We start from the raw sequence: 20,820 nt of genomic DNA on the forward strand, positions 1-20,820 counted from the left end.
TTAAAAGTCAGGGCACCATCTTGACGCAGGCAAGCTCTTTTGATTAGCGGGTACAATCTTGATGTAGTTATGAAAAAAATTCAGTAATGAGCCAAAACAAAATCAACGATCTGCAAGCCTTCCTCGCCGTGGCGCGGGAGCGCAGCTTTACCAGGGCCGCCGCCAGGCTGGGCATCACCGCGTCCGCGCTCAGCCATACCATCCGCACCCTGGAAGAACGGCTGGGCGTGCGACTGCTGGCGCGCACCACGCGCAACGTGGCGCCCACCGATGCGGGCGAAAAGCTCATGCTGGCCATCGCGCCCCTGTTCGAGCAGATCGCCGCCGAGGTCGAGGCGCTGGGCGCGCTGCGCGACAAGCCCAGGGGCACCATCCGCGTCACCTGCACCGACGACCATATCGAATTGCTGCTGCGGCCCATGCTGGCCGGCTTCCTGCGCGACTATCCCGACATCAGCCTGGAACTGGTGGTCGACTACGGCTTTACGAATGTCGTCGAGCAGCGTTTCGACGCCGGCATCCGCCTGGGCGAAGCCATCAGCAAGGACATGATCGCCGTGCGCATCGGCCCCGACTGGCGCCTGGCCGTGGTGGGCTCGCCCGCGTTTTTTGCGCGCCATGGTGCGCCCGCGACGCCGCATGCGCTGACGGAATACGCCTGCGTGAATATCCGCCACCGGCCCGCTGGCGCCATCTACGCGTGGGAATTCGAAAAGGATGGGCAAGCCTTTGCCGTCAAGGCCGAAGGCCAGCTGGTCTTCAACAGCATCATGCACGTGCTCAATGCGGCGCTCGACGGCATCGGCCTGGCCTACGTGCCCGAGCCGCTGCTGGCGCCCTACCTGGCCGATGGCCGCCTGGTCGAAATCCTCGCCGACTGGTGCCCCACTTTCCAGGGCTACCATCTGTACTACCCGAACCGGCGCCAGGCCACACCCGCGTTTTCAGCCTTCGTGGAGGCGCTGCGCTACCGGGCCTGATTTCGCCACGTTCCTGCGCACCAGCCAGGCCAGCGGCAGCAAGGCGAGCAAGGCTGCCGCCACGCCGGCCCATGGCGACAAGGCCATCATGTGGCGCGAGACCATCAGCGCACCGAGCATGGAACCGAAGGAAATGCCGAGATTAAACGCGGAAATGTTCAGGCCCGAGGCGAAATCGACGGCTTGCGGCGTGTAGCGCTCTGCCGTGGCCAGCATGCCGGCCTGCAGGGCGGGCGACAGGCCGAAGGCGAACACGCCCCAGACGAACAGCATTACCGTCATCATCCAGGGCGAAGCGATGCTCAGCGCCACGCCCGCTTGCGTGACGGCCAGCAACAGCAGCATCACACGCAAGGCCTTTTGCCAGCCCAGGTGGCTGGTCAGGTAGCCGCCCGCCAGGTTGCCGGCAAAGGTGGCGATGCCGAACACGATCAGCAAGGCGCTGGCCATGGTGGCGGAAAAACCCGTCACATCCGTCAGGATGGGCGTGATGAACGTGAAGGCGGCAAAGCTGCTGCCAAAGCCGAACGTCGTAATTGCCATCATCGTCAGGATGGGGCCGCTGCCCAGGGCCGCCAGCTGCGTCATGGCCTTGCCGCCCTTGCCCTGCTGCAAGCCGGCCGGCAGCCAGCGCGCCATGGCGCCCAGGCCCACGGCTGCCAGCACGACGACGGCAAAGAAGGGCAAGCGCCAGCCCATCAGGTTGCCCAGAAAACTGCCGAAGGGTACGCCGATCACCATGGCCAGGGTCAATCCCGCAAACATGACGGAAATCGCCCTGCCCGCCTGTTCCTTGCTGACCAGGCTGGCCGCCACGGTGGCGCCGATGGCAAAGTAGGTGCCGTGCGCCACGGCCGTGATGACCCGCCCCAGCAGCAACAGTTCAAACGTATGCGAAAAGGCGGCCAGCAGATTACCTGCCAGGAACACGCTCATCAACCCCAGCAAAGCCGCCTTGCGCGGCAGGCGCGACATCAGCAGCACCAGCAGCGGCGTGCCGATGGCCAGCGCCAGCGCATACAGGCTGACCAGCGAGCCGGCCGATTCGATGGAAATCCGCAAATCTTTCGCAATGGTGGGCAGGATGCCGACGACGATGAATTCAGTGACGCCGATGGCAAAGGCGCCGACGGCCAGCGCCAGCACGCCGGGCGGCATCTTGCTGGAATGAGGTGAAACAGGGCTTGCGGTGGTCATGGTATTTCTCCGGCAGAGTTCAAGTCAGCCAGTGTATCGATGCAAACGCTTTTGATATAGACTCCCATAATGGAATCACCTGTGAAATGGATTCAATAATGGCCAGGCAAGATATCAACCGCGCGTTCGAGATGGCCGTGTTTGTGGCCGTAGTGGAAACGGGCGCCTTTTCCGCCGCCGCGCGCCGCCTGGCCTTGACGCCGTCGGCCGTCAGCAAGCTCGTCAACCGCCTGGAAGCGCGGCTCGGCGCCCGCTTGCTCCAGCGCAGCACGCGCCAGTTGCACACGACGCCCGAAGGCGACGCCTTCTTCGTGCAGTGCAAGCGCATCCTCGACGATATCGATGGTGCCGAGCGCGAAGCGGCGCAGGGCGCGGCGCCGCGCGGACGCTTGCGCATCAACTGTTTCGTGCCGTTCGGCGTGCGCCATCTGCTGCCCATCCTGCCCGAGTTCGCGCAGCGCTATCCCGACATCGTGCTTGACGTCGTCGTCAGCGACGCCATCGTCGACTTGCTGGAAGACCGCACCGACATCGCCATCCGCACGGGCAAGCTGAAGGAATCGAACCTGGTGGCGCGCAAACTCGGCGAAGACGCGATGGTCGTGGTGGCGTCGCCCGCCTACGCGGCACGACACGGCCTGCCGCGCACGCCGCAGGATTTGTCCGAACACAATCTGCTGGCGTTCAATTTCCGCTGCCAGAACGAAACTTGGCCCTTCCTCGATGGCGCGGGCGGCACGCTGCAGGTGGCGCCGCAGGGCAATACCTGTGTCAGCGATGGCGAAAGCATGCGCCAGCTGGTGCTGGCCGGCATGGGACTGGGACGCTTTTCACGCCAGCACGTGCTGCGCGATATCGAGCAAGGCGAGCTGATCCCCGTGCTGCAGGACTACAATCCCGGCGACAGGGAACTCGTGCACGCCGTCTTCGTGGGACCGGGCCTGCAAGTGCCAGCCAGGGTGCGCGTGATGCTTGATTACCTGCTGGAAAAAGTGCAGCTGGGGTGAGCGCCGCCGACACACATCGCGTCTTATAATCGACCCTATCGTTGAAACTTCAGGGAGCCACGTCATGCATGAGGCCTTGATCCACACCTTGCAAACCCGCTTCAGCCAGCACAGGCACCGCCATCCGCAATGGACGTGGGACAAGGTGCTGGCGCGGCTGAACGCCGCTCCCGCCAGCCTGGCGGTCTTGCAGCAAATGGAAGACACGGGCGGTGAACCGGATGTCATCGGGCACGCCGGCGACACGGGCGCCGTCACGTTTTGCGATTGTTCGGCAGAAAGTCCGCTCGGCCGGCGCAGCCTGTGTTTCGATGCTGATGCCCTGGCCGCGCGCAAGGCCAACAAGCCGGCCGGCAGCGCCATGGCCATGGCGCAGGCGATGGGGGTCACACTGCTGACGGAAACGCAGTACCGCCAGTTGCAGGAACTGGAACCATTCGACCGGAAAACGTCAAGCTGGATCGCGACGCCGGACAGCATCCGCGCGCTGGGCGGCGCCCTGTTTTGCGACCGCCGCTATGAACAGGTCTTCGTCTACCACAATGGCGCCGAATCGTATTATGCGAGCCGGGGTTTCCGTGGACGACTAACCGTCTGACAATCGCTGGCTCAGGCCAGCTCTTCCAGCCGCAACTGCCGGCCTTCGTCGAGCATCAGCTCGAACTCGGCCGCCGTCACGGCCGGGCTGAACAGATAACCTTGCAACTGGTCGCAGCCGAGTTCGCGCAGAAAGCGCATCTGCTCGGCCGTTTCCACCCCTTCGGCGACGATTTCCTGGCGCAGCTGCTGCGCCATGGTGACGATGGCGCGGGCGATGGCGCAATCGTTTTCCTCGAACGGCAAGCCGATGACAAACGAGCGGTCGATTTTCAAGGTACTGATGGGGAATTTCTTCAGGTACGCCAGGCTGGAATAGCCGGTGCCGAAGTCGTCCAGCGCCAGCGCCAGGCCCATGGCCACGAGCTGGTTCATGATGTCGATCACCTTGTCGGCGCCGCGCATCAGCAGGCTTTCCGTGATTTCCAGCATGATCTGGTCGGGCCGCACGCCGTAGCGTTCCAGCACGGCCGCTATGCGCGCCGGCAACTGTTCATCGAACTGGCGCGCCGACAGGTTGACGGCGATGGCCGGCATGTGCAGGCCACGGTCTTCCCAGTTGCGGATCTGGCGGCAGGCCTCGTCCAGCACCCAGGTACCCAGTTCCAGGATCAAACTGGTTTCCTCGGCAACGGGAATGAAAAGGCCGGGCGAGACCATGCCGCGCATCGGATGCTTCCAGCGCAACAAGGCTTCCGCACCGACGATGCGCCCGCTGGCCAGGCTCACTTTCGGCTGGTAATGCAACTCCAGCTCCTTGTCGCCCAGGGCCAGCCGCATTTCGCTTTCCAGGCGCAAATGCTCCTTGGCCCGGCGGTTCATGTCTTCGCGGTAAAACAGGAAGGTCGATTCGATCGTCTGCCCCGCCTTGGCCACGGCCACGTCGGCAAAGCGGAACAGGGCCGGCGCTTCCAGGCCGTCTTCCGGATACACGGTGATGCCGATGCTGGCACCCACGTGCAGCGCGTGGGCATCGATATTGATCGGCGCCTCGAGCAGGTTGAGCAGCTTTTGCGCCACATTCGCCGCGTGTTCGCGCTTTTCGATATGCAGCAGGGCCACGACGAATTTGCTGTTGTCGACGCGCGCCAGGATGTCGGCGTCGCGCAGGGCGCCACGGAACAGCTGGCCGATGGCGATCACCAGCTGGTCGCCCACTTCATGGCCCAGGGTGTCGCTGATGGAACCGATGCGGCTGATGTCGATGACCATCAGCGCGCCATGCGTGCCCTGGCGTTTCGCTTCGGCCAGACCCTGGTCGACCAATTGATTGAGCAAGCAGCGGTTGGGCAAGCCCGTCAGGCTGTCGTAGTTGGCCATGCGCTGCATGCGCGCCTCGGCATCCTTGTGCACCGAAATATCGGAAAACAGGGAAAACACGTGGCTGATTTCGCCGAATTCATCGCGCACGACGCTGATGGTGACGTCTTGCGGGAACAGTTCGCCATTCTTGCGCTTGCCGATGATTTCGCCGCGCCAGGAGCCGTGCCCGCGCATGGCGGCGCGCACCTTGGCGCGGAAATCCGGGTCGTGCACGCCCGAGCGCAGCAAGTCCGGCGTGCGGCCGATGGCTTCGGCCGGCGAGTAGCCGGTGATGCGGCTGAAAGAGCTGTTGATCGAGACGATGCGCTCTTCCGCATCCGTGATCAGCACGGCTTGCTCGCTGTCTTCGATGATGCGCGCGTGCAACCTCACCTTGTCCACGTCGGACAGCGGCTCGCTCATGGCCGACAGGCGCACGGCCATGCCGCAGGCCTTGCCCGCCTGGTCGTGGATCACGTGGCGGTGCATGCGCAGCCACGTCACCATGCCCGACTTCTTGCGCCGGCGCACATCGGTGGCCACGTCGCCCTGGGTGAAATGCAACTCCAGCACGCTCGCTTCCGCGTCGTCTTCCGGATACAAAAACAGGATGTGCTGGCCCAGCGCTTCCAGTTCGGAATAGCCGAACATCTGTTCGGCGCCATGGTTCCAGCCGATCAAAAAGCCGTCGGGATCGATTTCCAGCAAGGCGTCGGGGGGCGCCACGCGCACCACGGGGCGGCTGGCGCCACGCAGCCGCTCCAGTTCCTCCTCCAGCCGCGCCAGGGTGGCGGCCTGCTGCGGCCCCGCCTGTTCACGGGCATCCTGGGCCAGGCGCAGGCACAGCGCAACCTTCGCCTCAAGCATGGCAACCCCACTCGTGGGCCAGGTCAGGGGAAGATATCAGGGGCGCTGCGGTGTGTGTAATCATCAAAATCCCACTGTGGGGCATGGAGGTCGGGCAAGAAATACGATTGCAATACTGCGAATATGGTAACTTAAAAATGTTGGCGTATGTCAACATTTTAAGACCTACGCCGAATGGCCCGGCAGATGCTGCGCCAGACGTGCAAACACATCCGGTTCGCGCATGCGCGCCATCCACCAGCGCAATGCGGCGCCGTCCTCGCCCACTCGCCAGGCCAGGTAAAACGTTTCCGACGGTTTCGGTTCTTCCACGGCCTTTTCCACCAGCAAGCCGCGCGCGATGGCGGCCCGCGCGCATGGCCCCGGCAGGAAACCAAAGCCCAGCCCCAGCACCTGGTAATCGAACTTGACCTGCATGTTCGGCACGCTCAAGGCGTCCTGCCCCAGCAGCAAACCCACCGTGCGCGGCGCCATCTGGCGCGCCGAATCGGCCACCACCACGGCCCGGTATTGCTGCAGGTGGCCGCGCGACAACGGTTCCTGCACCTGGGCCAGCGGGTGCGTGGGCGCCACGGTGAAGACGAAGTCGAGCATGCCGATCGGCTGCGCGATATAGCCGCCGCCGGCCGGCCCGTCACCGGGCGCGCCCACCAGCAAGTCGGCGCGCCGGTCCAGCAGCGCTTCCCACGTGCCCGACAGCGTGTCTTGCGACAGGCGCAGGCGCGTCTGCTGCGCCACGTCGTAAAAGGCGCGCACGTCGTCGGCCAGGGCCACGGCGGAAAACATGGAATCGATGCCGATGGACAATTCCGTTTCCCAGCCGGAGGCCACCCTGCGCACGCGGTGCTCGAGGTCCTGCGCCGCCTTCAACAGATAACGGCCCTCTTTCAGCAATTCCTGGCCGGCCGCCGTCAGCATGACTTTCGGGCCATTACGCTGGAACACCTGCACGCCCAGGTCGTCTTCCAGCTTGGCCACCGTATAGGAAATGGTGGACGGGACTTTATGCAATTCCTTGCCGGCCGACGAGAACGATCCGCGGCGGTCGATGGCGTCAACGATTTGCAGGGCTTCCAGGCTCAGTCTTAACATTCGATTTTTTCGATCATAGGTCGCAAGATTTTCCGTTTTTCTTTCTCTGCTGGGGGGGCCTATACTTTGTTCATCGTACAGCGAAGGGCAGAAAAGATGCCACGGCACAGCGCCAGGCAACGGCCCTTCGAAATTATCGCACATTAACTTATAGAAACGGAGTCCACCATGTTACAGATTCGTCATAGCGAAGAACGCGGCGCAGCCAACCACGGCTGGCTCAATTCCCACCACAGCTTTTCCTTCGGCAGCTACCATGATCCGCTGCACATGGGCTTTGGCCCCCTGCTGGTGATCAATGAAGACCGGGTCACGCCTGGCCAGGGTTTCGGCACGCACGGCCACCGCGACATGGAAATCATTTCGTATGTGCTCGACGGCGCGCTGGAACACAAGGACAGCATGGGCACCGGTTCCGTCCTGCACTACGGCGATGTGCAGCGCATGAGCGCCGGCAGCGGCGTGCGCCACAGCGAGTTCAACCACTCGGCAACGGATGGCTTGCACTTCCTGCAGATCTGGATCCAGCCAAACGTGACGGGCATTCCCCCCAGCTATGAAGAGAAACACTTCACGCCGGACAGCAAACGGGGCAAGCTGCGCCTGATCGCCTCCTCCGACGGCCGCCAGGGTTCGGTGCTGATCCACCAGGATGCGGCCATCTACGCCAGCATCCTGCAGGAAGGCGAACAGGCCGAACATGCGCTCGACGAAGGCCGCCTCGCCTATGTGCACCTGATCCGCGGCAGCCTGGTCGTCAACGGCACGCCCTTGAAAGCGGGCGATGCGCTGAAACTGACGCAGGAAGCGGCCGTGATCATCACTCAGCCGGAAGATGCGGAATTCCTGCTCTTCGACCTGCCTAAATAATTGATAAATATATTAAGAAAGAGAAAATCATGGAAAACAGAAGCAACGTATTGCTGCCCCTCGGCCGTGCCGCCCTTGGCGTGCTGTTCTTTGTCTCGGGCTTGCTGAAAATCGGCGGCTTTGCCGGTGTGGCCGGCTACATGGCCAGCCAGGGCTTGCCAATCGCCAATATCTTGCTGGTCGGCGTGATCGTGCTGGAAGTGGGCGGCGGCTTGCTCTTGATCACGGGCTGGCAGGCGCGCTGGGCGGCGCTGGCCCTGGCGCTGTTCCTGATCCCGACGACGCTCATCTTCCACGCCTTCTGGAGCGCCGATGCGGCCCACTTCCAGGACCAGCTGACGAACTTCCTGAAGAACCTGTCCATCTTCGGCGGCATGCTCTTGCTGGTGGAGCGCGGTTTTCGCCAGGCCAGGTAAGACCAAGGCTGCCTGACCGGACGGGCCCGTCATCGACGCGGCCCGCCCGGCCGGCGGCCTGTCATTGTTTTGTCATCAGGCTGACATGGCGCTGTCACATTAACTGATTATCATCCGGTTGCCCTTAAATCACGCAACCACAGGACATCGCAGCCCATGAACAAGCCCAACGATCTGGCCATCAGCGCCACCGATCTGAACGACATTGACAGCCAAGCGTCCCACGACAACCATTTCAACAGCATCCTGAACGCCCGCCTGAGCCGCCGTAACTGGCTGCGCGGCAGCGCCGTCACGGCCGCGACCGCCGTCATGGGTTCGATGGGCCTGTCCGCCTGCGGTGGCGGCAGCGACGCCATCGCCGTCACGCCGACGCCAACGCCAACCCCAACACCCGAAAAACTGCTGGCCTTCACGGCCGTGCCGAAAAGCCTGGCCGACGTCGTGTCGGTACCGGCCGGCTACACGGCCACGGCCCTGTATGCGCTGGGCGACTCGCTGCGCGCAGCCACGCCAGCGTACAAGAACGACGGCAGCGACACCGATTTCGACAACCGCGCCGGCGACCACCACGACGGCATGGAATACTACGGCCTGTCCGCCGCCGGCGCGCCGCTGGCATCCGGCGCCGAACGGGGCTTGCTGGCCATGAACCACGAAGCGACCACGGACGAAACACTGTCCTCGCACTTCCTGCACGTCAATGGCGGCACCACCTCGCTGCCCCGCCCTGCCGCCGAAGTCGACAAGGAAGTGGCCGTCCACGGCCTGAGCGTGGTGGAAGTCAAGAAGACGGGCAGCGCCTGGGCCACCGTCAACGATTCCGCCTTCAACCGCCGCGTCACGCCGCTGACGGACATCGAGCTTGCCGGCCCCGTGCGCGGCAACGCCCTTGTGGTGACCAAGTATTCGCCGACCGGCACCAAGACGCGCGGCACCATCAACAATTGCGGCACGGGCAAGTCGCCTTGGGGCAGCTACCTGTCCGGCGAAGAAAACTGGGCCGGCTACTTCACCCGCTCGTCCACCGACAATGCGGCGCGCGGCGACAAATCCGTCGTGTCGCTGAACCGCTATGGCCGCAGACAGGGCGGCGCCTCGCGCCACGGCTGGGAAACGGGCGGCAGCGACGACAAGTACGCGCGCTGGAACCTGAGCAAGATCGGCGCCTCGACCAACGGCAGCGACGACTACCGCAATGAACTGAACGGCATGGGCTACATCGTCGAGATGGACCCGTACGACAAGACCAAAGCCATCCGCAAACGCACGGCCCTGGGCCGCTACGCGCACGAAAGCGCCGCCTTCAGCGTGCCGGCCGTAGGCCAGCAGCTGGCCGTCTACATGGGCGACGATTCGCGCAACGAATACATCTACAAATTCGTCACGACGGCCGTCTGGGCCGCCGCCGATGCCAACCCGGCCGACCGCATCGCCACCGGCGACAAATACCTCGATTCGGGCAAGCTGTACGTGGCCAAGCTGGCCGCCGACGGCACCGGCCAGTGGATCGAGCTGGCCATGTCAAACGCGCTGATCCAGGCCTACAGCGCCTACAAGTTCGCCGACCTGGCCGACGTGCTGGTCAATGCCCGCCTGGCGGCCGACGCCGTGGGCGCGACAAAAATGGATCGCCCGGAATGGTGCTCGGTCAACCCGGCGAATGGCGAGATCTATTACACGCTGACCAACAACTCGAACCGCACCGTCAATCCGAGCGGCTCGTCGCAACTGGCGCCGGACAGCGCCAACCCGCGCGCCTATACGGACATGAAGGGCCGCAGCGCGCAAAACGGCAATCCGAACGGCCACATCATCCGCTTCAAGGAAGGCACGGGCGCGGCCGCGGCCACCAGCTTTACGTGGGATGTCTACCTGTTTGGCGCCGAGAGCGGCGCCGACGCCAGCAAGATCAACCTGTCGAACCTGACGGCCGACCAGGATTTCTCCAGCCCTGACGGCCTGGCCTTCAGCCCCTACACGGGCATCTGCTGGATCCAGACGGACGATGGCGCGTACACGGACGTGACCAACTGCATGATGCTGGCCGCCATTCCAGGCAAGGTCGGCGACGGCGCCAAATCGACCCTGAACTACGCGACGGCGGCCGGCGGCAACCTGGCCGTCGACACCTTCATCGGCGAGAAACCCACGGCCGACACGCTTAAGCGCTTCCTGGTGGGGCCGGTCGGCTCGGAAATCACGGGCATCAGCGAAACGCCCGATGGCAAGACCATGTTCATCAACATCCAGCATCCGGGCGAAAACACCTCGCTGGCGAATATCGGCGACCCATCCAAATACACGAGCCAATGGCCGGCCAACGCCGGTTATGGCGCCGGCAAGCGTCCGCGCTCGGCCACCATCGTGATCACCAAGAACGACGGCGGACGCATCGGCAGCTGATGGACCGTGCCTGGCGGAGGCATCCGCCAGGCAAAGCCAGCAATGCACCTTGTAAAAGGAGGAAGTGCCCCTAAGTAAGGTTTATCACCAGACATTGCAACGACCGAATGGCAGCCAGGGAAAACGTTTCCCTGCTTTTTGGTATGATGGCAAGGCGCGCCGGCACCGGAGTGGTGTCGCGCGCCTTTTATTTTTGATAATTACTTATATGAGCACAACCATGCAAAGCGGCGCAGACCTCCTGGCGACAGGCGAATTGGATTACACGACTTCCTGCGCACTGCCGACGCCGTGGGCCCAGTTCACCTTGCACGCCTTTGTCGAGCACGCGACGGGCAAGGAACACCTGGCCATGGTGCTGGGCGATGTCGGCAACGGCGAACCGGTGCTGGCGCGCGTGCATTCCGAGTGCCTGACGGGCGACGTGCTGTTTTCGCAGCGCTGCGACTGCGGCGCGCAGCTCGAGGGCGCCCTGAAACGCATCGCCGAGGAAGGCCGCGGCATCTTGCTGTACCTGCGCCAGGAAGGACGCGGCATCGGCCTGATCAACAAGATCCGCGCCTACCGCCTGCAGGAAGCGGGCGCCGACACGGTGCAGGCGAATGAACAGCTGGGCTTCAAGGCCGACGCGCGCAACTACACCTTGTGCAAACCCATGTTCGCGCAATTCGGCATCCACAGCCTGCGCTTGATGACGAACAATCCGCGCAAGATCGCCGCCATGGAAGCGCTGGGCATCACGGTGGCCGAACGGGTGCCGCTGCTGGTCAACCGCAACGCCTTCAACCAGCACTACCTGAATACCAAGCAAAGCAAGCTCGGTCACATGATGACGCCGGAAACGGCGCCGGCACTGGAAGACGGCGCCCTGTAGTTCCCCGGGCTGGCGCGGAACGGCGTGTCACCCGGGCGCCGCCCTCACTCCGGCTTCACGCACAAAGGATGCATGAAATTATCTGACTACGCCTTCCTGCTGGCCAGCCTGTGCGCTGCAGCGGGCGCACACGCGGCCCCGGCACCAGCGCCAGCCGCTGCGCCAGCCACTGCGCCCACCGCCTCGACTCCCCCCATCAAGCCGCCGCCGGCCACCGCCGCGCCCGCCGCCACCGAACATGCGGCCCTGCCGCCGCCCTCGTCCGCCGCGCAAAAGCTGTACACTGCCGCGCGCGCCGACATCCTGCAAGTGCGCGTGCTGCTGAAGAACGGCCGCACGCAGTCGTCCGTCGGCTCGGGCTTTTTGATCGGCACGGGCGACCTGGTGGTCAGCAACTATCACGTGGTGTCCCAGTTCGCGCTCGACCCCGATACCTACGTGGGCGAGTGGGTCGACACGAGCGGCCAGCGCGGCAATGTGGAATTGCTGGCCGTCGACGTGCTGCACGACCTGGCCGTGCTGCGCGTGAACCGCCACGGCACGGGTTTCTTCAAGATGCCGGAAACGCTGGCGCCGCTGACGCAAGGCCAGTACCTGTATTCGATGGGCAATCCGCTGGACCTGGGCTTCGCCATTTCGGAAGGCTCGTACAACGGCGTCGTCACGCGCAGCTTCTACGACCAGCTGATGTTTACAGGGCCGATCAATTCCGGCATGAGCGGCGGCCCCAGCGTCACGGCGAATGGCGACGTGGCCGGCATCAATGTCTCGAAACGCCTCGATGGCGAACTCGTCAGTTTCCTCGTGCCCGCCCGCTATGCCCAGCAATTGCTGGCCAAGGTGGCGCAGCAAGGCAAGCCGCCGAAAGACTTCAAGCCCCTGGTGACGGCGCAACTGCTGGCGCACCAGGAAGTCATGCTGGCGCGCCTGCTCGACACGCCCTTGAGCCTGAAAGCCATGGGCCCGTACCGCGTGCCCGTGCGCGAGTCCGACCAGATGCGCTGCTGGGGCCGCTCCAACGTGAAGTCCGACAAGCCCTATATGCTCGACAACACCAGCTGCGCCATGGAGTCGGCCATCTTCATTTCCGGCGCCCTGCAGACGGGGCAAGTGTCGATGCGCCATGAATTTTTGCGCAGCAGCGAACTGGGCGCCCTGCGCTTTTCCGAGCTGGCCAGCGCGTCGTTCAAGAATGAAAGTTTCGGCAGCTACAAGAGCGTGAACCTGACCGGCCCGCAATGCACCGAACAGTTCGTCAAGAACAAAACCCTGCCCCTGCGCGCCGTGCTGTGCGTGCGCGCCTACCGCAAATTTACGGGACTGTACGACTTTGCCCTGCTGGCCGCCAGCACCGATGAGCCACTCATGAGCCTGCAAAGCCGCATCGACGCGCGCGGCGTGTCGTACGCCAACGGCATGCGCGTCACGCGCACCTTCCTCGAAGCGCTGTCGCGGGAAAGTGGCCGCAAGCCATGAAGCCGCCCTATTACCTTGAAATCCTCGCCGAGAATGGCGAAGTGCGGCAACGCCAGCGGATCGAGTCCCTGCCGATCCGCATCGGCCGTGGCTATGACAACGACTTCATCCTCGACGACGCGCATACGGCGGCCCAGCACGCCATCGTCGAGGACGACGGCGCAGGTGGCCTGCTGCTGCGCGACCTGGGCAGCCAGAATGGCGTGATCCACCGGGGACAGCGGCAATTGCAAGTGGCCATGAGCGGCAACAGCATCGTGCGCCTCGGCCACACGCGCCTGCGCGTGCGCGCCAGCGATCATCCGGTGGCGCCCGAACTGGGCGACACGACCCGGCACGACTGGGAAGGCTTGCGCCCGGCCGTCGCCGGCCTGGCCATGATCGGCGCCTCGGCCGCCTTCAGCAACTGGCTCAGCGATGCGGACGCCTTCGAGCCGATTTCCTACCTGATGATCATCGCCTACGCGCTGGCCGGCGGCCTCGTGTGGGCGTCGGTCTGGGCCGTGGCAAACCGGCTGTTCGGCCATGTGGCGCGCTTCGGCCGTCACCTGTTCATCATCGGCTGCGGCTTGCTGGCCATGGAAGTGTGGGAACTGGGCAGCAACGTGGCGGCGTATGCGCTGTCGCTGGAAGCGCTGACGCGCTACGGACGGCACATGTTCATCGTCATCATCTGCGTCATGATCTACTACCATTTGTGCACGATCAAGCCGCAGCATCCGCGCCGCTTCGGCCTCGTCGCCGTCGTGCTGGCGATCATTGGCTCGACCCTGATCCTGCTGAGCAACCTGCAGATCAGCGGCCGCCTGGCCGACGAGACATACATGTCGGTCATTTACCCTCCGGTCCTGCGTGTGAGCCCGGATCACACGACGGACGCCTTCTTCCGCGACGCAGCCGGCCTGCAGCGCGCCGTCGACGCCGAGCGCGGCAAGGCGGCCAAGGGCGCCGACGAAGACGAAGACAGCGGCGATTAAGCCGCCGCCATGCAAAAAGCCCGCCGTGTCCTGGCAGACCGGCGGGCTTTTTTACGTGCGCCGCGAGGCGCGCAGAGTAGCGCTGTTAAAACGTGCGCTTAGAATTTGTCATCCTGCTTGCGGCGCGCCGTAAAACCCAGCAAGCCCAGGCCGATCAGCAGCATGGCGTAGATGGTCGGTTCCGGCACTTCCGACACCAGGCTGTCGCCGCCGGCAACGCTGGCGGGATGGTTGCCGGCCGCCTTGACCGGTACTTGCTCGCCGGCATCGCAACAGTTTTCCAGGCCTAAGAGGCTCAAGGTATGGCTATCGACCAGCAAGGACTTCGAACCGCCGAGGTACTCGCTCGTTGCGCCATATGCGGCGGAAGCGTGTGCGCCAGCGTCCGAGTAGCCGGAGGACAAGGGGACGGTGCTGGCGTTCGCCTGGGCAAACACACCGGCAACGATCAAGGACAAGGCAAATTTGGGCAAGTTTTTCATGATGGTCTCCAATCAGTATTCAACGGGCGCAACAGGCGTGAAGGCGCTTGAGCTGAATACACGCTGCATTGAGGCGTGTCGGCGTAGCGCGGAAAGTGCAAGGATGAGCGGTCGGGGACGTGGCTTCCGCAAAACAGCGCGGACTTGCGGCGTGCCATGGCGGCACTGCAAGCGTCCTGGAAAGGGTTCGGGTTCCCGGGACAAAACCAGACAATTGACGGGTCAGGTGAAACGTTGAATCTATTCTATCTTAAATTCCCTGGAGGAAAAGTATTTTTCTTTTAGTCATGCAAGATACTTTTATGGCAAGCACGTCAAAACAGGCTGGGCAATCCTGCCTGCAAGGGCATTGCGCCCCTCGCGCGCCAGCCGGACCTGTCGCGCTAGCGCCACAAACGCGCGCGCCAGTGTCGCATCTTGCGCATTTCTTTTCGCATGCCGCTGCACCACGGGGCGAAACAGCATGGCAAAATGTAGTCACGCTGCTATCTATCCGAACAGGGGGAAAGAGGAATGGTCGACCTGGAAGAACTACGCTATCTGGCACTGTCGTTTCCCGACACCACCGAGGAAGAACACCACGACCGTCCGGCCTTCCGCGTGGGCGGGAAGATCTTCGCCACCCTGCCCGATGACGAGCACATCAACGTACTGCTCGATGCGGAAGCGGCGCACATCGCCACCGTCATCACGCCATCGGGCTGCGAGAAACTCTGGTGGGGCGAACGCCTGGCCGGCATCACGGTGCGCCTGGCGGACGCCGAACTGGACATGCTGGCCGCCGCCCTGACGGCCGCCTGGCGGCGCAAGGCGCCCAGCGACCTGGCCAAGACCATCGCCCCGACAGGGTAGTTACAAGGGCCAATTGCGCAGAAGCAAACCCACCATCTGCTGCAACTGTTCGCGCGAGACGCCAGCCGCCGCCTGGATGGCCATGCCCTGCGACAGGGTCACGACAAAGCGCGCCTGCTGCTCGGGGCAGGAATCGGGCGGCAAATCCCCCTCTTCCCTGGCGCGCCGCAAGCGGTCGCGCAGTTTGATTTCACCGCGCAGCCGGCGCGCGAACAATTCATCGCGGATCGGCAAGGCATCGTCGCTGCACGCCAGCGCCGCATTCACGCCCATGCAGCCGTGCGGCCCGTCGGGCATGGTTTGCGCGTCGACATATTGCGTCAGCAAGGCTTCCACCACCTGGCGCGCCGTCGGCTGTTCCAGCGCCGCATCGAAAAACCGCATGCGCGTGTCGCTGTAGCGCTCGAGCGCCTTGTGGAACAATTGTTCCTTGTTGCCAAAGACGGCATACAGGCTGGGCCGGTTCATGCCCATGGCTTTCGTCAATTCCGGCAAGGAACTGCCTTCATAGCTCTTTTCCCAGAATACTTTCATGGCGCAATCGAGCGCCGCGTCCTCGTCGAAGGTGCGTGGCCGTCCCGTTTTTGCCTTGCCTACCGCCTCTTTTTTATCTTGTTTCATACCGTTCGGTAAAAAATTATTGACAACGATGTCTGCCTGCCCTGATTATATACCGACCGGTTAAAAACCTTCCGGCTTTTCAGGAACCTCACATGCAAACACCTTCCCACGCTACTGGCGACGATACCACCGTGGCGCCATGGCTGGCCGTCCTGTCGGTCGGCATCGGCGCCTTCGCCCTCGTTACCTCCGAATTCCTGCCCGTCGGCCTGTTGCCGGCCATGGCCGCCGAACTGTCCATCAGCAAGGGCCAGGCGGGCTTGATGATCACCACGCCCGGCATCGTTGCCGCGTTTGCCGCCATCTTCGTCACCGTCGGCTCGGGCCGCCTGGACCGCCGTATCGTGCTGCTGGCCCTCACGGCCCTGCTGGTCGCCTCGAACCTGCTGGTGGCGCTGGCTCCCTCGTATGCGTGGATACTGCTGGGCCGCGCCATGCTGGGCGTCGGTGTCGGCGGCTTCTGGGCCATCGGCAGCGCCATCGGACCGCGCCTGGTGGCGCCACAGCATGCGTCGCGCGCCATGTCCATCATCTTCGCCGGCGTCTCGCTGGGCACGGTGGCGGGCGTGCCGGCCGGTGCGCTGGTGGGCGAGCTGGTGGGATGGCGGGTCGCTTTCGGCGCGGCCAGCGCCATCGCCGTGCTGGTCTTCCTCGGCCAGTTGCTGCTCTTGCCCAAGCTGCCGCCGACACAGGCCATCCGCTTGCGCCAGTTGCCGATGATTTTCGGCATCCGCAAGGCACGCCTGGGCCTGATCGCCACGGCCATGCTTTTCACGGGCCAGTTCGCCGCCTACACGTATATCGCGCCCTTCCTCACGCAAATCTCGCACCTGGCGGCCGGCACAGTCAGCGCCATGCTGCTCGTCTACGGCGCTTCCGGCTTCATCGGCAACCTCGCGGGCGGCTGGGCCGCCGGCCGCTACGAACGCGCCGCGCTGATGGTGACGGGTGCCGTGCTGGGCTTGTCCACCCTGGCCCTGGCCGCGTTCGGCAGCCATTCGGTGACAGCCATGCTGCTGGTGGCCGTGTGGGGTTTCGGTTTCGGCGCCATGCCGATCGCCGTGCAGACGTGGATGTTCAAGGCGGCGCCGGAACTGATGGAAGGCAGCAGCGCGCTGTTTGTCGCCATCGTGCAAGTGTCGCTGGCGTCAGGCGCCTTGCTGGGAGGCATGGCCGTCGACCGGCTCGGTGTATCGAGCGCGATGGTCATCGGTGGCCTGTTCGCCCTCGGCTGCGCGCTGACGATCGCCATTTTCGGCAAGCCGCGCGCCAGCGTCAAGACCGCCGCGGCCTGCATGGCCTCGTAGATGTCAAATGCGGCCGCGACGGAATTCGCCAAGGAATTTCGTCACTTCGGCCGGCGTCATGAGCACGTCCGCATCGCCGTGATACGCATACAGGAAAGGCGTGCCGCCCAGGCGGTCCGTCAGCTTGGCAAAGAGCAGAAAGCGGCTGCCCAGCGGATAGCGCTGAAGATCGGCCAGGCGGCGCGAGCACTGCACCGCCAGTTCGGGAGAGAAGGCCTGGCCCGGCACGGGGCGGATTTCCACCTTGCCATGAATCGCGCGCGATTCGACGGCGACGTGCCGGTATGCATAAGTATCACGGGCCATGCCGCCACCTTGAAGGAAGTAAAGGCGCCATCTTAAGCGAAGATGGCGCCTGCCGTGTTACTGGGGCACGATGCGCAACAGGCGACCGTTGTCTTCATCCGTCAGCGCATACAGGTAGCCGTCCGGCCCCTGGCGCACGTCGCGCACGCGCGCGCCGATGGCCAGGCGGTCCTGCCCCGTCACCTTGCCGTTGGCATCGACGGCGATGCGGCGGATATCCTTGGCCGCCAGGCCGCCGCTGAAAATGCTGCCACGCCAGGCGGCAATCTTGTCGCCCGTGTAGACGGCCAGCCCCGACGGCGCCGGCGACGGCACCCAGGCCACGCTCGGATTGAGCATGCCCGCCACTTCATGCTTGCCGATAGGCTCGTGCGTCGTGTAGTCGGCGCCATAGCTTTGCAGGGGCCAGCCGTAGTTGCCGCCCGCTACCACCAGGTTCAGCTCATCGCCGCCGTACGGGCCGTGTTCCGTGGCCCACACACGGCCGGAAACGGGATCGAGCGCCAGCCCCTGCACGTTGCGATGCCCATACGACCAGATTTCCGGCAAGGCGCCCTTGGCCGCCAGCGGATTGCCGGGCGCCGGTTTGCCGTCTTCCGTCAGGCGCAGGATGGAACCCTGGTGTGTGGCCAGGTTTTGCGCCTGCTCGCGCGCCAACCGGTCTTTGATGCGCAACGGCGGATTGCCGCCATCGGCCACGCTCATCAGCAAAGTACCGTCCGGCAGCCACAGCAGGCGCGAACCGAAGTGCTGGCCGCCGCTCTTGTCCGTGGCCACCTTGAACAGGGTCTGGATGCCCGTCACCTTCTTGCCGTCGAACACGCCGCGCACGAGGGTCGTGCGGTTGGCGTCATTCGTGCCCGTCGACACCGTCATGTAGACACGTGGATTCGGCTTGCTGGCATCCTGCGGGTGAATGACGATATCGAGCAAGCCGCCCTGCCCGCCCGTGAAGACTTTGGGCATGCCTTCCAGCGCCACGTCCTCGAATTTCTTGCCGTTCAGCAGGTGCAAAGTGCCCTGCTTGCTGGTGACGAGCGCGCGCCCCTCGCCCAGCCAGGCGATGCCCCACGGCTGGCGCACGCCCTGCGCGACGGTCTCGGCCTTCCAGCCCTGTTTCGCGGCGGGCGGCTCGCCCGTGGCTTGCAGTTCGGCGTGGGCCGATGGCGCGGCGGTCAGTGCGAATGCAAGCACAATGCTGATACGGCGTCGCTGGAACATGCTCTCTCCTGTCAGTGGTCGATGGTCGGTGGCGTATCAGGCCCGCAGCAGCAAGGCCACGGCTTCGGCCGCGATGCCTTCTTCCCGGCCCAGGTAGCCCAGTTTTTCATTCGTCTTGGCCTTGATGTTGACTTGCCCCACACTTACGCCCAGGTCTTCCGCCACATTGGCGCACATGGCGGCGATATGCGGCGCCATTTTCGGACGCTGGGCGATGATGGTGGCGTCGATATTGCCGATGATATAACCGGTCGCCTGCACGCGGCGCACGGCTTCGCGCAGCAGGGTGCGCGAATCGGCGCCCTTGAATTGCACGTCCGTGTCGGGGAAATGACGGCCGATGTCGCCCAGGGCGGCGGCGCCGAAAATGGCGTCCGTGATCGCGTGCAGCAGCACGTCGGCGTCGGAGTGGCCGAGCAAGCCCAGGTGATGGGGGATGTTCACGCCGCCGATGATCAGGTCGCGGTTTTCCACCAGCGCGTGGCAGTCATAGCCTTGGCCAATGCGAAATGGCAATACGGGAGTGGTGATGGTCGTCATGCGGTCTTTCGATTCAGGATTCAAGGATGGGCCAAATACAGCTCGGCCGTGTGTATGTCGCGCGGCAAGGTCACCTTCAGGTTGCGCGGATGACCCTCGACCAGCCTGGGCGCCAGGCCCAGCGCTTCGACGGCGCTGGCATCATCGGTGATCGCTTGCGGGTCGGGCGCTTCGGACAAGGCTTGGTGCAGCAGCGCATAGCTGAACATTTGCGGCGTCTGCGCCAGCCACAGGCCGTCGCGCGGCACCGTCTGCGCCGACAGGCCGCCCGGTCCCGCCTTCTTGACGGTATCGACCACGGGCAAGGCCAGCAAGCCGCCGGCCGGGTGGTCGCCCACCTCCGTGATGAGTTTTGCGATCAGCGCCGGTGTCAGGCCGGGCCGCGCCGCGTCGTGCACCAGCACCTGGTCGTCGGCAGCGATGCTGCCGTGCAAGGCATGCAAGCCATTCAGGATGCTGTCCATGCGCGTGGCGCCGCCGCAGCGCAGTACAGTCACGCCATGCGCCGGCACGACCGTGTCGATCACGCCATCGTCGGCGCTGACGACGACATAGGTGTGCGCGATCAGAGGACTGGCAAGAAAAGCGTCGAGCGCGTGGCGCAGCATGGGCTTGCCCGCGATGGGCAGGTATTGCTTGGGACTGCCCGCTTCCATGCGCGCGCCCACGCCGGCGGCGGGGATCAGCGCAAAGTAGCGGATGGTGTTCGGTGCTGCTGTCATGCCATTCCTTGTCTAGTTGGCGGACGCTGTCTTGCCCGTCAGGATGTTCTGGATCTCGCCCTTGCAGGCCTTGCCCAGGCGCGCATATTCTTGCGGAGAATCGATGGCCGCCTGCAAGGCTTCCACCTTGCGCATTTCGGCCTTGACGTATGGCAACCAGCCCGTGTCGATCTCGCGCGCCAGCGCCGCCTTGGCCGTGCCGCTGGGCGCATACAGGGGCCGCGCCTCGAAGCGCTTGGCCAGCGCCGCGCGCACGGTCTTTTCCACGCGCGGCAAGTGTTCCATATAGGTCTTCATGTGCCGCAGTTCGTGCGCGAGTATCTCATCATACGCGCAAGTGCCGGGCGCAAACTCGCGGCCGATATAGATCACCACGGGCGCATACGTGAGGGTCACGGTGATCTGCGGCGCCACGCATTCATAGCCGCTGGCCGGGTCCTGCAGCATGGGACCGGCCAGGGCGATGGCGACGCGCGAATCCGTCTTCGTCAAGCCCAGCACCCAGGTGTTGGCGCGCGCCATGCCCTTCATCACCGTCAGCGCCTTGTATGGCAGATGCGTGTCGATGCTGTAGCCGTTCTGCTGCGCCGTCAGCACGGACACCGTCTTGCTGATCGTGTCCTCGCAGCGCACCTGGAACGGCGTGCGCGCGGCCCCGTGCGCACCCAGGCTGGCCGACGCCAGCAGCAGGAAGATTGCCGTGCGCAT

General features: G+C 64.2%; 21 protein-coding genes. 11 read left to right on the forward strand and 10 right to left on the reverse strand.

What is annotated here, in order from left to right:
• Nucleotides 1-86: 86 nt before the first annotated feature.
• The gene (locus HWE17_RS07705) at nt 87-980 is read left to right on the forward strand and encodes a LysR family transcriptional regulator (protein WP_176388369.1); all 894 of its coding nucleotides are present in this window, start codon (nt 87-89) and stop codon (nt 978-980) included.
• Here the strand turns inward: HWE17_RS07705 and HWE17_RS07710 are convergent.
• Nucleotides 945-2,177, reverse strand: coding sequence for an MFS transporter (locus HWE17_RS07710; RefSeq protein WP_176388370.1), 1,233 nt, complete (start codon nt 2,175-2,177; stop codon nt 945-947). The genes HWE17_RS07705 and HWE17_RS07710 overlap by 36 nt on opposite strands.
• Before the next feature lie 98 nt (nt 2,178-2,275).
• Between HWE17_RS07710 and HWE17_RS07715 the strand changes: the two genes are divergently transcribed.
• A complete protein-coding gene (locus tag HWE17_RS07715) occupies nt 2,276-3,184 on the forward strand; it encodes a LysR family transcriptional regulator (RefSeq protein WP_176388371.1) in 909 nt (302 codons plus the stop codon).
• 64 nt (nt 3,185-3,248) lie between these two features.
• Nucleotides 3,249-3,782, forward strand: coding sequence for a DUF4256 domain-containing protein (locus tag HWE17_RS07720; protein ID WP_176388372.1), 534 nt, complete (start codon nt 3,249-3,251; stop codon nt 3,780-3,782).
• Nucleotides 3,783-3,793: 11 nt separating this feature from the next.
• On the opposite strand, the gene HWE17_RS07725 is transcribed toward HWE17_RS07720, so the two are convergent.
• Together HWE17_RS07725 and HWE17_RS07730 are read right to left on the reverse strand one after the other, a co-directional pair.
• Entirely contained in the window at nt 3,794-5,950 is a 2,157-nt protein-coding gene (locus HWE17_RS07725; protein ID WP_035820474.1) for a bifunctional diguanylate cyclase/phosphodiesterase, read from the reverse strand.
• Between the two features lie 165 nt (nt 5,951-6,115).
• Entirely contained in the window at nt 6,116-7,042 is a 927-nt protein-coding gene (locus HWE17_RS07730; RefSeq protein WP_035820476.1) for a LysR family transcriptional regulator, read from the reverse strand.
• Nucleotides 7,043-7,210: 168 nt separating this feature from the next.
• Here HWE17_RS07730 and HWE17_RS07735 point away from each other — a divergent pair, with 168 nt between their 5' ends.
• The 6 genes from HWE17_RS07735 (at nt 7,211) to HWE17_RS07760 (ending at nt 14,061) form a co-directional block, all read left to right on the forward strand.
• A complete protein-coding gene (locus HWE17_RS07735; protein WP_176388373.1) occupies nt 7,211-7,912 on the forward strand; it encodes a pirin family protein in 702 nt (233 codons plus the stop codon).
• A gap of 29 nt (nt 7,913-7,941) precedes the next feature.
• Nucleotides 7,942-8,328, forward strand: coding sequence for a DoxX family protein (locus HWE17_RS07740; RefSeq protein ID WP_176388374.1), 387 nt, complete (start codon nt 7,942-7,944; stop codon nt 8,326-8,328).
• Nucleotides 8,329-8,484: 156 nt separating this feature from the next.
• Nucleotides 8,485-10,734 carry a PhoX family phosphatase gene (locus HWE17_RS07745; RefSeq protein ID WP_176388375.1) on the forward strand — a complete coding sequence of 750 codons (2,250 nt, stop codon included), beginning with the start codon at nt 8,485-8,487 and terminating at the stop codon, nt 10,732-10,734.
• A gap of 220 nt (nt 10,735-10,954) precedes the next feature.
• On the forward strand, nt 10,955-11,608 hold the full coding sequence (ribA, locus tag HWE17_RS07750) for a GTP cyclohydrolase II (RefSeq protein WP_035820484.1): 654 nt from the start codon (nt 10,955-10,957) through the stop codon (nt 11,606-11,608).
• 72 nt (nt 11,609-11,680) lie between these two features.
• Entirely contained in the window at nt 11,681-13,084 is a 1,404-nt protein-coding gene (locus tag HWE17_RS07755) for a serine protease (protein ID WP_176388376.1), read from the forward strand.
• Nucleotides 13,081-14,061: an FHA domain-containing protein gene (locus HWE17_RS07760; RefSeq protein ID WP_176388377.1), complete on the forward strand. Its 981-nt coding sequence runs from the start codon at nt 13,081-13,083 to the stop codon at nt 14,059-14,061. Before HWE17_RS07755 ends, HWE17_RS07760 begins: the two co-directional genes overlap by 4 nt.
• A gap of 98 nt (nt 14,062-14,159) precedes the next feature.
• On the opposite strand, the gene HWE17_RS07765 is transcribed toward HWE17_RS07760, so the two are convergent.
• On the reverse strand, nt 14,160-14,543 hold the full coding sequence (locus HWE17_RS07765; protein WP_176388378.1) for a PEP-CTERM sorting domain-containing protein: 384 nt from the start codon (nt 14,541-14,543) through the stop codon (nt 14,160-14,162).
• 513 nt (nt 14,544-15,056) lie between these two features.
• Between HWE17_RS07765 and HWE17_RS07770 the strand changes: the two genes are divergently transcribed.
• Nucleotides 15,057-15,395 (forward strand): MmcQ/YjbR family DNA-binding protein, encoded by a 339-nt coding sequence (locus tag HWE17_RS07770; RefSeq protein WP_034779482.1) that lies wholly within the window; start codon nt 15,057-15,059, stop codon nt 15,393-15,395.
• Here HWE17_RS07770 and HWE17_RS07775 read toward each other — a convergent pair whose 3' ends face one another.
• Nucleotides 15,396-16,016, reverse strand: a complete 621-nt coding sequence (locus tag HWE17_RS07775) for a TetR/AcrR family transcriptional regulator (RefSeq protein WP_035820491.1) — start codon at nt 16,014-16,016, stop codon at nt 15,396-15,398.
• 92 nt (nt 16,017-16,108) lie between these two features.
• On the opposite strand from HWE17_RS07775, the gene HWE17_RS07780 reads away from it, so the two are divergent.
• Entirely contained in the window at nt 16,109-17,323 is a 1,215-nt protein-coding gene (locus tag HWE17_RS07780) for an MFS transporter (RefSeq protein ID WP_176388379.1), read from the forward strand.
• Nucleotides 17,324-17,326: 3 nt separating this feature from the next.
• On the opposite strand, the gene HWE17_RS07785 is transcribed toward HWE17_RS07780, so the two are convergent.
• The 5 genes from HWE17_RS07785 to HWE17_RS07805 are packed head-to-tail and all read right to left on the reverse strand — an operon-like array spanning nt 17,327 to nt 20,820.
• Complete coding sequence (locus HWE17_RS07785; protein WP_176388380.1) at nt 17,327-17,629, reverse strand: hypothetical protein; 303 nt, start codon at nt 17,627-17,629, stop codon at nt 17,327-17,329.
• Between the two features lie 57 nt (nt 17,630-17,686).
• Complete coding sequence (locus tag HWE17_RS07790; RefSeq protein WP_176388381.1) at nt 17,687-18,850, reverse strand: PQQ-dependent sugar dehydrogenase; 1,164 nt, start codon at nt 18,848-18,850, stop codon at nt 17,687-17,689.
• A 36-nt stretch (nt 18,851-18,886) separates the two neighbouring features.
• Nucleotides 18,887-19,390 (reverse strand): 2-C-methyl-D-erythritol 2,4-cyclodiphosphate synthase, encoded by a 504-nt coding sequence (ispF, locus tag HWE17_RS07795; protein ID WP_035820499.1) that lies wholly within the window; start codon nt 19,388-19,390, stop codon nt 18,887-18,889.
• A 20-nt stretch (nt 19,391-19,410) separates the two neighbouring features.
• On the reverse strand, nt 19,411-20,112 hold the full coding sequence (gene ispD, locus HWE17_RS07800) for a 2-C-methyl-D-erythritol 4-phosphate cytidylyltransferase (protein WP_176388382.1): 702 nt from the start codon (nt 20,110-20,112) through the stop codon (nt 19,411-19,413).
• A 12-nt stretch (nt 20,113-20,124) separates the two neighbouring features.
• On the reverse strand, nt 20,125-20,820 hold the full coding sequence (locus HWE17_RS07805; protein WP_176388383.1) for a hypothetical protein: 696 nt from the start codon (nt 20,818-20,820) through the stop codon (nt 20,125-20,127).

Origin of the sequence: Janthinobacterium sp. BJB401, assembly GCF_013372745.1 — a bacterium.
Lineage (GTDB): Bacteria > Pseudomonadota > Gammaproteobacteria > Burkholderiales > Burkholderiaceae_D > Janthinobacterium > Janthinobacterium rivuli.

Bases quoted from the DNA above. Each gene is read 5' to 3' on its own strand.
- HWE17_RS07705 (WP_176388369.1), top strand. From the start codon at position 87: ATGAGCCAAAACAAAATCAACGATCTGCAAGCCTTCCTCGCCGTGGCG.
- HWE17_RS07710 (WP_176388370.1), bottom strand. From the start codon at position 2,177: ATGACCACCGCAAGCCCTGTTTCACCTCATTCCAGCAAGATGCCGCCC.
- HWE17_RS07715 (WP_176388371.1), top strand. From the start codon at position 2,276: ATGGCCAGGCAAGATATCAACCGCGCGTTCGAGATGGCCGTGTTTGTG.
- HWE17_RS07720 (WP_176388372.1), top strand. From the start codon at position 3,249: ATGCATGAGGCCTTGATCCACACCTTGCAAACCCGCTTCAGCCAGCAC.
- HWE17_RS07725 (WP_035820474.1), bottom strand. From the start codon at position 5,950: ATGCTTGAGGCGAAGGTTGCGCTGTGCCTGCGCCTGGCCCAGGATGCC.
- HWE17_RS07730 (WP_035820476.1), bottom strand. From the start codon at position 7,042: ATGTTAAGACTGAGCCTGGAAGCCCTGCAAATCGTTGACGCCATCGAC.
- HWE17_RS07735 (WP_176388373.1), top strand. From the start codon at position 7,211: ATGTTACAGATTCGTCATAGCGAAGAACGCGGCGCAGCCAACCACGGC.
- HWE17_RS07740 (WP_176388374.1), top strand. From the start codon at position 7,942: ATGGAAAACAGAAGCAACGTATTGCTGCCCCTCGGCCGTGCCGCCCTT.
- HWE17_RS07745 (WP_176388375.1), top strand. From the start codon at position 8,485: ATGAACAAGCCCAACGATCTGGCCATCAGCGCCACCGATCTGAACGAC.
- ribA (WP_035820484.1), top strand. From the start codon at position 10,955: ATGCAAAGCGGCGCAGACCTCCTGGCGACAGGCGAATTGGATTACACG.
- HWE17_RS07755 (WP_176388376.1), top strand. From the start codon at position 11,681: ATGAAATTATCTGACTACGCCTTCCTGCTGGCCAGCCTGTGCGCTGCA.
- HWE17_RS07760 (WP_176388377.1), top strand. From the start codon at position 13,081: ATGAAGCCGCCCTATTACCTTGAAATCCTCGCCGAGAATGGCGAAGTG.
- HWE17_RS07765 (WP_176388378.1), bottom strand. From the start codon at position 14,543: ATGAAAAACTTGCCCAAATTTGCCTTGTCCTTGATCGTTGCCGGTGTG.
- HWE17_RS07770 (WP_034779482.1), top strand. From the start codon at position 15,057: ATGGTCGACCTGGAAGAACTACGCTATCTGGCACTGTCGTTTCCCGAC.
- HWE17_RS07775 (WP_035820491.1), bottom strand. From the start codon at position 16,016: ATGAAACAAGATAAAAAAGAGGCGGTAGGCAAGGCAAAAACGGGACGG.
- HWE17_RS07780 (WP_176388379.1), top strand. From the start codon at position 16,109: ATGCAAACACCTTCCCACGCTACTGGCGACGATACCACCGTGGCGCCA.
- HWE17_RS07785 (WP_176388380.1), bottom strand. From the start codon at position 17,629: ATGGCCCGTGATACTTATGCATACCGGCACGTCGCCGTCGAATCGCGC.
- HWE17_RS07790 (WP_176388381.1), bottom strand. From the start codon at position 18,850: ATGTTCCAGCGACGCCGTATCAGCATTGTGCTTGCATTCGCACTGACC.
- ispF (WP_035820499.1), bottom strand. From the start codon at position 19,390: ATGACGACCATCACCACTCCCGTATTGCCATTTCGCATTGGCCAAGGC.
- ispD (WP_176388382.1), bottom strand. From the start codon at position 20,112: ATGACAGCAGCACCGAACACCATCCGCTACTTTGCGCTGATCCCCGCC.
- HWE17_RS07805 (WP_176388383.1), bottom strand. From the start codon at position 20,820: ATGCGCACGGCAATCTTCCTGCTGCTGGCGTCGGCCAGCCTGGGTGCG.